The organism is Mesorhizobium sp. M0217 (genome assembly GCF_040321955.1).
Lineage (GTDB): Bacteria > Pseudomonadota > Alphaproteobacteria > Rhizobiales > Rhizobiaceae > Mesorhizobium.
In genome coordinates this window covers 17875-30816 of sequence record NZ_JAMYSN010000003.1, presented here as the reverse complement: position 1 = coordinate 30816, position 12942 = coordinate 17875, and the positions used below count along the sequence as shown (strand labels likewise).

13 protein-coding genes are annotated in these 12942 nt (G+C 60.6%); 7 read left to right on the top strand and 6 right to left on the bottom strand.

From position 1 onward, the window contains the following. Positions 1-2: 2 nt before the first annotated feature. From NKJ18_RS07165 to NKJ18_RS07155, 3 genes are all read left to right on the top strand, one after another. Positions 3-905 carry a class I SAM-dependent methyltransferase gene (locus tag NKJ18_RS07165; RefSeq protein ID WP_023744463.1) on the top strand — a complete coding sequence of 301 codons (903 nt, stop codon included), beginning with the start codon at positions 3-5 and terminating at the stop codon, positions 903-905. 73 nt (positions 906-978) lie between these two features. After that, positions 979-1197, top strand: a complete 219-nt coding sequence (locus NKJ18_RS07160) for a hypothetical protein (RefSeq protein WP_023741848.1) — start codon at positions 979-981, stop codon at positions 1195-1197. Between the two features lie 143 nt (positions 1198-1340). Continuing rightward, positions 1341-1517 carry a hypothetical protein gene (locus NKJ18_RS07155; protein WP_023696378.1) on the top strand — a complete coding sequence of 59 codons (177 nt, stop codon included), beginning with the start codon at positions 1341-1343 and terminating at the stop codon, positions 1515-1517. On the opposite strand, the gene NKJ18_RS07150 is transcribed toward NKJ18_RS07155, so the two are convergent. The 5 genes from NKJ18_RS07150 to NKJ18_RS07130 all read right to left on the bottom strand — a co-directional run bounded on the left by NKJ18_RS07150 (position 1518) and on the right by NKJ18_RS07130 (position 7451). Further along, the gene (locus NKJ18_RS07150) at positions 1518-2081 is read right to left on the bottom strand and encodes a sigma-70 family RNA polymerase sigma factor (RefSeq protein ID WP_023667968.1); all 564 of its coding nucleotides are present in this window, start codon (positions 2079-2081) and stop codon (positions 1518-1520) included. Between the two features lie 625 nt (positions 2082-2706). Beyond that, a complete protein-coding gene (locus tag NKJ18_RS07145; RefSeq protein ID WP_023712239.1) occupies positions 2707-3678 on the bottom strand; it encodes an amino acid ABC transporter permease in 972 nt (323 codons plus the stop codon). A gap of 19 nt (positions 3679-3697) precedes the next feature. Then, positions 3698-4978 carry an NAD(P)/FAD-dependent oxidoreductase gene (locus tag NKJ18_RS07140; RefSeq protein WP_023667966.1) on the bottom strand — a complete coding sequence of 427 codons (1281 nt, stop codon included), beginning with the start codon at positions 4976-4978 and terminating at the stop codon, positions 3698-3700. Positions 4979-5122: 144 nt separating this feature from the next. Beyond that, complete coding sequence (locus NKJ18_RS07135; protein ID WP_023736090.1) at positions 5123-5950, bottom strand: transporter substrate-binding domain-containing protein; 828 nt, start codon at positions 5948-5950, stop codon at positions 5123-5125. A gap of 298 nt (positions 5951-6248) precedes the next feature. Then, positions 6249-7451, bottom strand: a complete 1203-nt coding sequence (locus NKJ18_RS07130; protein WP_023712240.1) for an MFS transporter — start codon at positions 7449-7451, stop codon at positions 6249-6251. Between the two features lie 176 nt (positions 7452-7627). Here NKJ18_RS07130 and NKJ18_RS07125 point away from each other — a divergent pair, with 176 nt between their 5' ends. The 4 genes from NKJ18_RS07125 to NKJ18_RS07110 all read left to right on the top strand — a co-directional run bounded on the left by NKJ18_RS07125 (position 7628) and on the right by NKJ18_RS07110 (position 10802). Further along, a complete protein-coding gene (locus NKJ18_RS07125; RefSeq protein WP_352758026.1) occupies positions 7628-8539 on the top strand; it encodes a LysR family transcriptional regulator in 912 nt (303 codons plus the stop codon). Between the two features lie 289 nt (positions 8540-8828). Then, positions 8829-9032 carry a hypothetical protein gene (locus NKJ18_RS07120; RefSeq protein WP_023667962.1) on the top strand — a complete coding sequence of 68 codons (204 nt, stop codon included), beginning with the start codon at positions 8829-8831 and terminating at the stop codon, positions 9030-9032. 224 nt (positions 9033-9256) lie between these two features. After that, entirely contained in the window at positions 9257-9511 is a 255-nt protein-coding gene (locus NKJ18_RS07115; protein WP_023712242.1) for a hypothetical protein, read from the top strand. Positions 9512-9827: 316 nt separating this feature from the next. Then, on the top strand, positions 9828-10802 hold the full coding sequence (locus NKJ18_RS07110; protein WP_023712243.1) for a L,D-transpeptidase family protein: 975 nt from the start codon (positions 9828-9830) through the stop codon (positions 10800-10802). A gap of 88 nt (positions 10803-10890) precedes the next feature. Here NKJ18_RS07110 and NKJ18_RS07105 read toward each other — a convergent pair whose 3' ends face one another. Continuing rightward, positions 10891-12861, bottom strand: a complete 1971-nt coding sequence (locus NKJ18_RS07105; RefSeq protein ID WP_352758025.1) for a CHASE2 domain-containing protein — start codon at positions 12859-12861, stop codon at positions 10891-10893. Between the last annotated feature and the right edge of the window lie 81 nt (positions 12862-12942).

Below are 12942 nucleotides of genomic sequence, written 5' to 3'. Positions count from 1 at the left end.
TCATGAGTGTGCACGCGCAGCGCCGGACATCGGTCAGACGGGCGGTCGAAGATTGCATGGCCGATGGTGCCTGCGCCGAAGCTGTTCTCGTCAGGCTGGCGCTTCACCTGCCGCCCACAATTGAAGCGGCGGAATTGGCGGAGGTCGTGCTGAAAGTCCGTCCGGCGGATACCGGCGATGCTGAAAGACTGCGAAAGGTCGCTGGACTGCTGCGCCACAAACCGGGCGTCCTTGCCACTTTGCGAGCGACAGGCGGCGCCGTTCGGCATGAACGCGGTAACGGCGAGACGGATATCGCCGTCGTCACGCGGCTGGCCTCGAGTTTTGATGCCGCGGCAGCAATTTCGACAGCCGCAAGTGTCCAGTTAGGATCCCTTGGCGATGACGAGCGGCTGACAGCCATGACCGACGAAATCGTTGAATGGCTCGAGGCGCGAGAATTCACCGGAATTGAACGAGACATTCTCGACATCGGTTGCGGCATCGGACGTTTCGAGCGCGCGCTGTTCAATTCCTTCAAGCGGATGGTCGGCATCGACATATCGTCGCGGATGATCTCTATCGCCTCCGAGCAATGCGCAACGCTCGGCAATGTCGAACTGCGCCAAACCTCCGGTCTCGATCTGGCCGACTTCGACGACGACAGTTTCGATTGCGTGTTGGCGGTCGACAGCTTTCCCTACCTGGTCCTGGCCGGCATGGCTGAGCGGCTTTTCGATGAAATTGCGCGCGTTCTCAAACGGCCGGGCCGGCTCGCATTGCTGAACTATTCTTATCGCGGATCGCTTTCTTTGGACCGGGCCGACATCGGCCGTCTTGCGCAAGCTCACCAATTGCGGGTCGTCATCGACGGCGAGAAGCCGTTTCGGTCATGGGATGGCGACGCCTTCCTGCTTGCTGGGTGAGACGGAACATTACAGCGCGATGCCGGTTCGGGCGTCGGCACCGATCGGTGTCCTGGATTCGAAGGAGGAGATCATGGCATCCGGCGGCAAAAAGCATTTCGGCCAAGGCAGCCAAGGCAAAGGTGCCGGCGCCGGCGCAATGACCACCTTGGACAAGGACAAGATCGAGGAAAACGCGGTTTTGTCCAACCGCGACAGGAAGCAGCATGGCCGAGAGCGCGGGCTGGACGGCAATCGAACCAAGTCCGATCAATTTCAGGATCACGCCGCAAACCGGTTGCTGAAGGACTGACGCCACCGCGCCGCGTCTTGCCGCGGCACGGAGGAAAAACTGTGCAAGGGCCGCCGGTGAGCCTCTCAGCGGCCGACAACGCCTTGTAGTGCCGAGCGCTCATCCACCAGACTTGGATCTAGGGATGCTATCAAGAGAACGTGATGTCTCATTCGAGCGACGATACCACGGATCTGCTTGTCGAGATGGCAGTGGATCGGGAGATTGCTTCCCTGCTGGCCGCCATAGAGCAGGAAAAGATACCAGACCGCCTATCCAAGCTGGCGATCGAATTGCAAAATGCTCTCGTCGAGAAGCATCGGCGAGACGTGAAGAGCTGATTATCTGCGGCTGTCGACCTCTATATCGAGCTGACCATCCGACAGCTGATTTCGCCTTTCTATCAATGTCTGCAACGAGCTCTCCCCGAGTAGCTCAAGGATGTTGGCGCGGGCACGGTTCAGCCGGCTCTTGACCGTCCCTACCGCGCAGCCGCAGATTTCGGCGGTTTCCTCGTAGCCCACTCCTAAAACGCCGATCAGCATCAGCACCTCGCGCTGATGTTCGGGCAGCTTTTGGATGGCGCCGTGAACTTCCTTGCTCTGAACGGTCCATTCCTGGGTAGCTTCCGAAATCGGTCTCGAAGACGCGCAGTCGAGAAGGCCTGGCGCTTCCCGTGCAGCGATCTTGATCCGCGTGTAGTAGGTGTTGCGCATGATGGTGAAGAGCCACGACTTCATGCGTGTACCGGGTTCGAACTTGTCGATGTTGGCGAGCCCTTTGGTCAACGTTTCCTGCACCAGATCGTCGGCATCGTCTGGAACGCGGCAGAAGGTGCGCGCGAAAGCCCGCAGGGCAGGTATCAGATCAACGATGGAAACGTCATTGGTTTGTTGGTCGGCCAAGAGATAGCCTCCGGATGACAATGGTCCAGCTCCCAGAAGAAAGAGTGAATGAACGAAGCCAGAGCTAAATGCATGGAAGTTTGGTTCGTTCCCGCCGTTGGAAACAACTCTTCGAAAATTCCACCGGGCGCGAACACGCCGACTACGGTCTTCCCCCAAACACGCCCACTTCAAAGGAACGAAACACCATGCCGAGCTTCATTCCCGGGAACCTCGCCGGTGCGTTTGGCTGTGCAGGGCATGGACCGAGTCGTGCGGCTGGTAACGCGCAAACCACTGCCTGACAAACCTATTGGCGAACCACGTGGCGAACTCGGCTACCATCGATACATAGCGATAATGGTTGGCCCGGAGGACATGTTAAAGTCGTTGATTTTATCGATTTGTCGGCGCGGGTGAAATCCAGCAATCGGTCGAAGTTGCCGGGCAGTCGGCCAACGACCATGCTCGTCCAGCACTTGCTCTATTCTGCCCTCCGATCGGGCTAAGCCGATGAAATACCGGGTTGATTCACCCTTGACGGCGTCGCCGAACGGCGTGCTGTGGCGTACAATCTGCAGCTGCTCTCCGAAGCTGGCTGTTGCGGTGCTGTGCAACTCGCTTTGGCGAAAATCACGGATGACGATCAGCGCTTGAGTGAGCGCCCGAACCGGTCCTCGATCCGCGACTGCAGGAACTCGAGCCCCATCGAGAGCAGCCAATAGATCATCGAGGCGGTGATGAGCATCTCGATGTGGCGGAACTCGGTCTGGCCCTGCGTGCGTGCGAGATACATGATCTCCCAGACCCCGACCACCGAGACCAGCGAAGAATCCTTCAGCATCGCAATGAACTGGTTGCCGGTTGGCGGCACGATGACCCGCATCGCCTGCGGCAGGATCACCAGGAACATCGTCTGGTTAGCGCTAAGGCCGAGTGCCGTAGCACCCTCGGTCTGGCCGCGCGAGATGCTTTCGATGCCGGCCCGGAAGATCTCGGTCATGTACGCGCCGTAGCAGAGCGACAGCGCCATGATACCGGCCGGCACGGCGCCGATCACATAGCCAATCTGCGGCAGGCCGAGATAGATGATGTAGATCTGCATCAGCAACGGCAAGCCACGAAACAGAGAGGTATAGAAGGTCGCCAAGCCATAGACCACGCCGTTGCGGGAAAGTTTGGCGATGGCGCCAACGAAGGCGATGAGGGTGGCAATGGCGATCGAAATGGCCGAAATGTAGAGGGTCGTCACCACACCCTTCGAGACGAGGAAGCCGATCTTCTTGGCGATGAACGCGAAGGACAAGTCGAAGGAATAGAAAAACAACATTAGCAACACGAACAGCTCTATCCAGACTGCCACAATCTGCTGTTTGCGGCTGAGATACCGCAGCGCGTTCCAGTTCGCCACCAAGATCAATGCGATCAGCACCGCCGAGACCGCCCGCCCGACGTCCGGGTTGGCGGCGAGCCACTCGACGGACCACGGAACGAGCTTGCCGAGCCAACTGGCTTTGATGCCGAGCCCATACAGGCCGGCGGCGATGGCGGCGAGCACGAAGAACACGCCAACGCGGCGCGCCGCGTCCGGGTGGTTGAGCAATAGTCGGCCGATCACGTCTTCGATCTCCCTGCGGTCAGCGGGCCCGCTCGCGCCACCAATCCTGCGCCTGCAGCTTCCAGTAGGTGAGTTGCGCAACCGCAAGTCCAGCCGGGCCGCCCGCCCAGGCAAGGCCGAAGGGTGTGAACAGCCGGTAGCGGTCCGATTGTCCCAGTATGGCTTCGGCGATCAACTTGCCGGCGATCGCCGTGGTGTTGATGCCATGGCCACCAAAAGCCGTGAGGTACCAGACGCCCGGCTGCAACGGGCCTATCTGGGGCATCATGTGCCGGGCATAAGACATGAGCCCGGACCAGGCGAGTTCGGTCTTGAGGTGTTCGAGCTGCGGATAAGTGGTGACCATCTCACGGCGCAATTGCCTCGCCAACACGCCCGATGAGGCTGCCCGGGTGGTGATGCGCCCTCCCCAGAGCAGCCGCCTGCCGTCTTCGACAACACGGTAATAATCGCCTGCGCGACGGTTATCGCCGACGGCGTCGGTCGTCGTAATCGACTTGGCGATGAGGTCAGGCGCCTCCTCGCTCACCATAACGTAAGTGGCGATCGGCAGGAATGCCCGCTGCAGCCGACCGACCAGTGGCCCCGTATATCCGCCGGTGGCAACTACGGCCTGGCGGGCGCGCACTTCGCCGCTGTCGGTACGCAAGATCTTTTCGGCGCCGTCAAGGTTGGCTTCAACGGCAGCCGTTCTCTCGTATATCCTGCCGCCCAGCCGCTCGATCTCGCCAGCAACGGCGCGCAGATAGTTAAGCGGATGCATGTGGAAGGCGCTGGGATCGCGCAGGCCTTGGTGGTAGCGATCCGAATGCAGCACCGCTCGCACCTGGTCGCGATCGAGATAGTCGAGCCGATAGTCGAAATCCCGCGCCAGTTGCTCGGCATATGCCTTGAGCGCGGCGCCACCATCGTGGCGAAGCACGCTCAATATACCGGAGCGCGGCTCTGCCGCCTTGATGTCGAGATCGCGGATCGTCTGCCGCACGAAGTCGACGCCTTCGATGGACAGGCGGTGCAGTTTTTGTGCCGCGTCGACGCCGGCCATCGCGGCGATGTTGTCGGTGCCGGTGGCGAAACCGGGATTGACGAAGCCGCCATTGCGACCGGAAGCGCCGAATCCTATCCGCTGCGCCTCAAGCACGACGACCTGCTGGCCGGCGCGAGCCAGCTGCAACGCCGTTGTCAGGCCGGCCAGTCCGCCGCCGACAACGACTGTCTCGCACTCGGAAACGCCGCTCAGCGGCGGTCTGATGGTGTTGTCGGCAAGCGTGCGTCGGTAATAGGTGTCAGGACATGTCATGATCAATATGATGAGGTGGCGGCACTAGAGCATTTTGCAGGCAGGCGGAGCCGCCCGGTGTCGTGGAAATGCGGCTGAAACAAAACAGATGGAGCGGGATGTTCAATTGAATGCATCCCGCTCAAGCTTTATCCACGACGCTCCTCAGTCGGCGCTGTAATCCTTGCCGTACCACTTGGTGGTCAGTTTCGCGAGGGTACCGTCCTTCTTCATCTCGTCGAGAATGCCGCCGATCTTGGCATTCCACTCGGCATCACCTTTTTCCGCGATCACCACCAGCGGCTCACGGAAGGCATAGCCGCCTTCCAGGACACGCAACGGGTAGCCGTTCTTTATCGCGTTCTGAGCCGTCTGTTCTGGTGCGATGACCGCGTTGAGGCGCACGCCGTCGCCAAGCCTCAAATCGTCGAACGGCAGCATTGAGTCGGCGAAAGTCCTGATCTCACCTGGCTCCAGCTTGTATTCGATGGGCGGCAGGCCGGGAGCATCGATCTCGAGTTGTCTGCGGATGAAATCCTCCGACGTGGTGGCGGTCTCGACGCCGATGATCTTACCGTTCAGGTCGGCGACCGATTTGGCCGGGCTGTCCTTGTGAACCACGTAAACGTAGGGGCTATAATAATAGATGCCTTCGAAATCGATCACCTTGGCCCGCGCTTTGGTCGGCGTCACCGAGCCGACACCCAGATCGTAGCGTCCCTGCCAATGGCCGCCCGTCATCGTCGCCCAGTCCGGCGTGTCGAAACTGACCTCCACACCGAGGCGCCTTGCGATCTCCTTCGAGACGTCGATATCGAAGCCGACCAACTGATTACTGTCGTCGAGGAAACTCTGCGGCGGCCAACCGCTGTTTGTGGCGACCACCATTGCCTTCTTCGAGGTAACCCGGTCGATGGTTTCACCCGCCGACGCCGCAGACGCGAACGCGAGCGTGGTAGTGGCCAAGGCCAGCCACGCGATCAATTTCCTCACTTGAACCTCCCTCTTCATCGTCATTCAGACATATGCTTCCCAGAGCGCGCTCCCGTAGAGAAACAGCAATTGAGAGCGCGGCATGAGATCGATCTCATATCAGCACACATATCGACGAGGGGATCAAGTCCTTTTTCAAGTAGCCAGTTGTCCTCCGGGGGCGCAAAGCATCGGCACCCGCACGTTGCGGCGGAACCGCGTTTGATGTGACGCGCGTGACTTTCAAGACAGAGGAACGAAGGTCTACTTCAACCTACACAGCATCATAGACAGATGGCGGCACAGGATGGCTTGCTGTCTACGAGTTTCCGATGTTCCGGTTAAGCATGGGTGCGCGGCACACCGGCAGCAGCACCAGCAGGATGATGGCGGAGTCGACCCAGAGGACCCTGTTCACGCCCATCGTGTCGACGATCTGACTGGTCGCTAGGGTACCCACGGAGATGGCAAGATTGAAAGTGAAGCAGTAGATGGCCGTCGCGGTCTCCGCGCTTTCTGGTGCTGCACTCAGCACCCACGTCTGCAGCGTGATGGGCGCCGCGCCATACGCGAAGCCCCACACCAGCAGCAGGATGGTTCCTGTGAGCGGCGTGACCCCGAGCAAAGGGAAGAGAGCCAGCGTGGCGCCGAGCCCAATGACGATGCAGGCCAATGTGCGACCGACGGATTTGGCGGCCCAGACGCCTGCGACGGCGTTGCCAATCATTCCGAGAATGCCATACCCCAACAGTAGCCAGCCTATGCTCCCTGCAGTGACGCCCGAGACCTCCAGCAACACCGGGCTCACGAAGGTGTAGGCACCGTAGTGAGCAGCCACCAGCAGTGCGGTCGCAACCACGCCCGCCAGAAGGGCGGGATTGCGCAATTGCGCACGCAGGGCTTTCACCTCCACAGGCTGCGCCGCCTCCAGCTTCGGAAGCACAAGCAGGGCGGCGAGCAGTATGGCAAAGCTCAGACCGGCGAGAGACCAGAACGCGCCGCGCCAGCCGACTAGATCACCGATGATCGTGCCGGCCGGCACGCCCAGCACCGCAGCGGCACTTACACCGCCGAAGACAATAGTCATGGCGCGCGGCACGGACGGTCCAGGAACAAGGCGTACTGCGATGCTCCCGGCTATCGCCCAAAAGCCACCGATGGTGATCCCGACGAGCAGCCTGGACGCGAGCAGAACGGGAAAGTTCGTTGCAAGCGCTGAAATCACGCTCGCCGCAGCCATTGCCGCGAGCAGGCCCGCCATCAGAATACGCCGGTCGAGCCTCCCCACTGCCAACGGCAAACCGATAGAAGCGAACGCCGCAATTACGCCGGGTATCGTCACCGTGAGACCGCCACTCCCAATAGAGACATTCAACTCGGAAGAAATTGCCGGAATCAGCCCCACAGGGAGTTGCTCCGCAGTGATCATCGAAAAAATACCCAGCGATACGGTGAGCACGGAGAGCCACATGCGAACAGTGGCTCCCTGTTTCTCCTGAAGGGCTGCTTTGGTCAGAGACATGATCACCTCCAGCCCGCAAGAAGGCACTCGACGCCGACGTTTCGGGCAAATGTTAGAGAGACGGATCGGGCAATTGATCCCGGCCTGGCTTCAGATAATCTGTCCACCGTGGATTGATAATGGAGGGAAATATGGATGGTGAATTCACGAAACGTGAATGAAAGAGGTGATTGCAGTTGGACCGGCTGACCAGCATGACCGTGTTTGCCAACGTCGTCGGTGAAGGCAGCTTCGCTGGAGCGGCCAAGCGGATGCGACTATCGCCAGCGGCCGTGAGCAAGCATGTCCAAATGCTGGAAGAGTGGCTTGGCGCACGCCTTCTCAACCGGACGACCCGGCGCATCAGCCTGACAGAGGTCGGCGCCTCCGTCTACGAGCGCAGTCTGCGCATAATCGAGGATGTCGAGGAAGTTCGTACGAGCGCGGCCGAGAGCAAGGCACGTCCGACCGGCTCACTGCGTGTCAGCGCGCCGATCTCCTTCGGCGCGATGCACCTTGGGAGAGTCGTTGCAGAATATCTCGCGGTCTATCCGGAGGTGTCGGTTGAGTTGGTGTTGGACGACCGTGTGGTTGATATCGTGGAAGAGGGCTTGGATGTCGCGGTACGCATCGCTCCACTCACGGTTTCCAATCTGGTTGCTCGCCGAATCGCGCCCTCACGCGAGGTGGTCTGCGCTTCGCGCGACTATCTGGACAGACGCGGGCGTCCCACAAAGCCGTCGGATCTCCACGACCATGATTGTCTGGACTACGCGTTGCGCGCCAGCCGCGGAAAATGGCGGTTCGACGGACCAAAGGGGGAAGTGGCGGTAAAAATCACTGCACGGATGACGGCAACGAACGGGCAGCTCCTGCGCGATGCGGCGCTGGGTGGAGCAGGCATAGTACTTTGCCCCACTTTCCTTGTTGGAGAAGCCATTCGTTCGGGCCAGCTGGAGACAGTGATGCCCCAGTTCAAGCCGGTAAGCCGGTCGATATACGCGATGTACCCGTCAAGAAGGCATCTTTCCGCCAAAGTTCAAAGCTTCGTAACGCTTCTCGCCGCCCACTTTGGTGAGAACCCGCCTTGGGACAACTTTGGACCATGACGACTGGAATGTTGAGCCCAGAGGCCGCGCGCACTTGCACGGCCTTACTGTGCATGGGACCAGCACCCAGGGCCAAGGGGCGGTGCATATCGAGCCGTCCAGCACCTTTTCGAGACTGAAGCATCCGCTATTTGCCGACGGTCAGTCGCTGAGGCTCAATCCACCGCCCATCCTAAGCGCCGCCACAGCGCGAGTTGTAGCATCTGCGGTGTCTCTGGTTCTCTGCGGCCACCGGCGGAACGGGTTGTAAGCAGGCGCGTTCCTCCAGCGTCAAGCTTGGAGAACATACATGGATGACGAGCTGCGCCTGAAGTTACAAGAGCTGAGCCAAAGCATGCAAACGCGAGCGGCCGAACTTTCGACGCTCGGCGGCAGCGCAGACATAAGTACGGTGATGTCGGGGATCGCCGTCGCTCTGGAGGCGCTACTGGTGATTGCCGAAGAGATGAAAACGCCACGTTCCGGCCCTTCGGTCCTGCCCGACGCTACATGAACATCTCCGATCGTTTGGGAGAGGCTCCAGAGCGAGAGCGCCTACCGCTCACCAGCAAATCGCTCGCCGAGGAACTGGCTTTAATCCACATTCCGGGTTGGAGAGTGGAGAGCGCAATCTACTCAGTGGAGTACTCCAGGTGGGGTGAGCGTCGGCAGAAATGGATTTTGCACTCGACGATGCCTTTTGGATAATCGAGGACGGCCTTAGGACGGAGGACCACGATGGCTTGGATGGCCGCAATTTGCCCTATCACAGATGAGCAGGCACTCGTTAATTCGGAGACAGTTGGCGACATCCGGGAGTTTCGCTGTCCGAGTTGCGGCGACTTCAAAATCACGAACTCGGCCACCGCGATGTTCAAAGGCCTGTCGGCAGAACAGAAGTTGGAGCGCTTCGAATACGCTAGGGCAATCGCGGGCGACAACGCGATCACAGTGACGACGGAACATGGATCTGTCGATACCGAAGATCAATAGAATACCCGCCCGACGAGCCGGGTTCCCAGCGCATCTCCTCATTGCTGCCCTGAGACCATTTGACTGCCGGTCCAGGTAATTGGGCAGTTTTGAAGGTAGAAGCTCACGTCAAGATGGCCAGACCATTTTTACACTGCCGATCTGCGCGGCCAGCAACGCCTCTCGTGAGGGGCAAGGCATGGGCATCGAACGTCGCGGACCGGTCGGCGGCGTAAGGCTGGTTGCCTATGATCCTCCTACCGGCGAATGGAACCAGATCTGCCACAGCGCGTCATAGAGACAGATCAGGTGCGATTTAACGTAAGGAGTGACATCGATGATCAGGCTCCTTCTCCTCCTCGCCATTGCACTCGCCTTCGCATGCGGCGGGACGGAGGCGGCCAAGCTGGATCTAGCCGCGGTAAATCAGGCGCAATTCTCCGCCGGCGGTCCGAAAGGGCTCGATCCTGCCGTGCTGAAGGCGCAAATTTTTTTGGATCGTGCGCGCTTCTCACCGGGGCTCATCGACGGCCGCCTTGGAGAGAACTTCGCCAAGGCGGTCAAGGCCTTCCAGGCGTCGAACGGACTGGCGCCAGATGGCAAGCTCACCCAGGCGACTTGGGACAAGCTGATGGCAACCTCCACCAGCCCAGCTCTGGTCACCTATGAACTGACCCGCAAAGATGTACGCGGCCCCTTCACCAAACGCATTCCGGGGCGCATGGAGAGGATGGCTCGCCTGAGAAGGCTTGGCTATCACGACTCGATCGAGAAGCTGGCGGAGCGCTTCCATGTGAGCGAACCATTGCTCAGGAGGCTAAACCCAGGCACCGGATTCAGGAAAGCTGGAACCACGCTGCTGGTACCAGATGTTGGCCGGGGTGAACCTCCCGCCACCATTGCCGGCGTGGAAGTCGACAAAGGCGCTCATCAGGTGCGCGTGCTCGACCCCTCCAATAAAGCGCTTGCCGTCTACCCTGCCTCGATCGGGAGCGACGAGAAGCCGGCACCAAGTGGGCAGGCAGAGATCCAAAGGGTGGTGCACAACCCGACCTATCACTACGATCCCGATTTTGCATTCAAGGGAGTCAAAACCAAGCGGCCCTTCACCATTGCTGCCGGCCCTAACAATCCCGTGGGATCAATCTGGATCGACCTCTCCATCGAAAGCTACGGCATTCACGGCACGCCCGAACCCGGCAAGATCGGGAAGACCTTCTCTCACGGCTGCATCAGGCTCACGAACTGGGATGCCGAGGACCTCGCCTCGATGGTCCAAAAACATATGAAGGTGACTTTCAAGGACGAGTGACGCAAGCCGTCGCATCCCTCGATGGTCGCCGAAACAAGATGTCCGTCTGTGCCCGTGACAATTGCATCTTGCGATCCGCTGGATCCGATCAGCGGATGCTCCGGGTTCGGGGTGTCAGGTCAAGCGGCGCCATTTGCACGGATGGCGGCGAACCAACCACCATGGCGGGGGCGCCAGATTTCTCACCACGTTGGCTCTCTACTTCGCGGCTCATACCTTGTTGAGCAGCTTGCATCTCCGGAACGGTGAAAACCGGCACCTCGCCCTTGAAACCCTGGAGCTCAAAGGCGCCCGCCTGGACGACCGGCATCGATGCTGCTGCCGCAAAGCCGGGTCCAAGCACCAGGGGGATGCCCAGCTTCTTGGTCGTCGATTCGAGCCGTGCCGCGCGGTTCACGGGGGAGCCGATCGCGGTGTAATCGAAGCGCCGTTCGGAGCCGAAATTGCCTACCGAGCAGATGCCGGTCTCGATGGCGACGCCGATTTCGATGGAGCGATGGCCATCCGCGGTGAAGGCGGCGTCTTCGCGCCTCACCCGCTCGATAAGGGCCAGGCCCGCGTCGAGCGCACGCTCACGATGATCGGGTTGATCTAGCGGTGCGTTCCAGAAGGCCAGCACCGCATCGCCCATGAACTTGTCGATGGTGCCGTCGCGCTTGAGGATCTCATCGGTCGCAATGCCGAGGAAATGGTTGACCACCTTGGCGATCTCTTGGGTGTCGAGCTGTTCGCTCATGGTCGTGAAGCCACGTATGTCGCTGATCAAAATTGTGATCTCGCGCTTCTCGCCGGACAGGATTGCCTCGGTGTCCGAGCTTGCGAGGCGCTGCACCACGGAGGGCGACAGATATTGGGAGAACTGTCGCGTCAGGGTGGACCGGCGCTGCTCGCTGCGCCTGTAGAGGACATAGCCTTCGAAGCCCGCAACCATGATGGTTGCAAGCGCCGGCTGCAGCGGGTCATAGAGTGCACCCTGCAGGCTGTACTCGAGAGCGCCGAACACGAACGGCGTGAGGGCCAGCAGCGCCAGGGAGATGGCGCCAAGCACGACACGCCCGGCGAGCACTCCAGAAAGCCCGATGAAAACGACGGCACTGAGGAGAAACCAGAGCCGCTCGAGCATACGCGCGTGCGCTGGCTCTGCCAGGAAGCGCCCGGCAAGCATCTGGCCGATCGCATCGGCGTGGATCTCCGCTCCTGGTCGCGCTGGACTCGTCGGCGTGGGCAGGTACTGCGTCAGGCCCACAGCCGACAGGTCGACAATGGCGATGGCGTCCCGCAGCCGCGGATCGCCATGGCCCGAAAGGATAGTGCTGGCAGACAGGCGAGGCGTGTCGGTGGCGGTTTCCCAGAGGCGGATGCTCCCCTCCGGCTCGAGCGGCACAATGGCGCCTGCCATCCTGAGTGCGTCGAACCCGGCTGCATTCATCCGGGCTGTGTAACCGTCCTGTCCAGCGTAAAGGCGCAGGAGCTCGAGTGCGAAAGACGGCCACAGCTGCGCGCGTTGAGGGGTGTTGCGAAGCCAGAGCAGCGGCACATGGCGCAGTACGCCGTCGGGATCGGGCAAGGTGCGAATCACGCCGAGGCCTGCGGCGGCGTTCGAGAATTCGGCAAGCGACCCGGTAAGACCGGTGAAGCCGGGAAGTGTATCGGGTACTTGCCCGACGATCGACCAGCCGGCTTTGGGTTCTGCTTCTGAAACCGTCGCTTCATTGCCCAGGCTGACGGCAAGCGCCGTTCGATTTTTGGACAGCGCCGCTGCCAGGCGCTTGTCTCCGGCCATGCCCTCAGGCGAGGTGTCAGCCTCGGGGAGTACCAGCGCAAGCCCGACCACCGCCGCACCGGACTGCGTGATGCCATTGACCAGATCGGCCAAGAGGCCACGGTTCCAGGGCCATCGCCCATGTGCCTTGAGGCTGGTGTCGTCTATCGAGACGATCACGACAGGATTGCTCGTCGCCTGACGTGGGGCGAGAAACTGATAGAAGTCGTACGTCCGCTCACGCAGGCGCGACAACGGCCCGTCAAAAGCCAAATGGCAAGCGAGCAGCAGGAGCACGACCACAAGGCCGGATATTTTGCGTCTGCCGGCTTGCCGCCAATCAGCCCAGCGCCTACCGACCGAGTGGCTCATCTCGTG

Excerpts from the sequence above, each read along its gene's own strand:
- NKJ18_RS07115 (WP_023712242.1), top strand. The coding sequence starts at position 9,257 with ATGGCTTGGATGGCCGCAATTTGCCCTATCACAGATGAGCAGGCACTC.
- NKJ18_RS07120 (WP_023667962.1), top strand. The coding sequence starts at position 8,829 with ATGGATGACGAGCTGCGCCTGAAGTTACAAGAGCTGAGCCAAAGCATG.
- NKJ18_RS07110 (WP_023712243.1), top strand. The coding sequence starts at position 9,828 with ATGATCAGGCTCCTTCTCCTCCTCGCCATTGCACTCGCCTTCGCATGC.
- NKJ18_RS07140 (WP_023667966.1), bottom strand. The coding sequence starts at position 4,978 with ATGACATGTCCTGACACCTATTACCGACGCACGCTTGCCGACAACACC.
- NKJ18_RS07165 (WP_023744463.1), top strand. The coding sequence starts at position 3 with ATGAGTGTGCACGCGCAGCGCCGGACATCGGTCAGACGGGCGGTCGAA.
- NKJ18_RS07155 (WP_023696378.1), top strand. The coding sequence starts at position 1,341 with ATGTCTCATTCGAGCGACGATACCACGGATCTGCTTGTCGAGATGGCA.
- NKJ18_RS07160 (WP_023741848.1), top strand. The coding sequence starts at position 979 with ATGGCATCCGGCGGCAAAAAGCATTTCGGCCAAGGCAGCCAAGGCAAA.
- NKJ18_RS07130 (WP_023712240.1), bottom strand. The coding sequence starts at position 7,451 with ATGTCTCTGACCAAAGCAGCCCTTCAGGAGAAACAGGGAGCCACTGTT.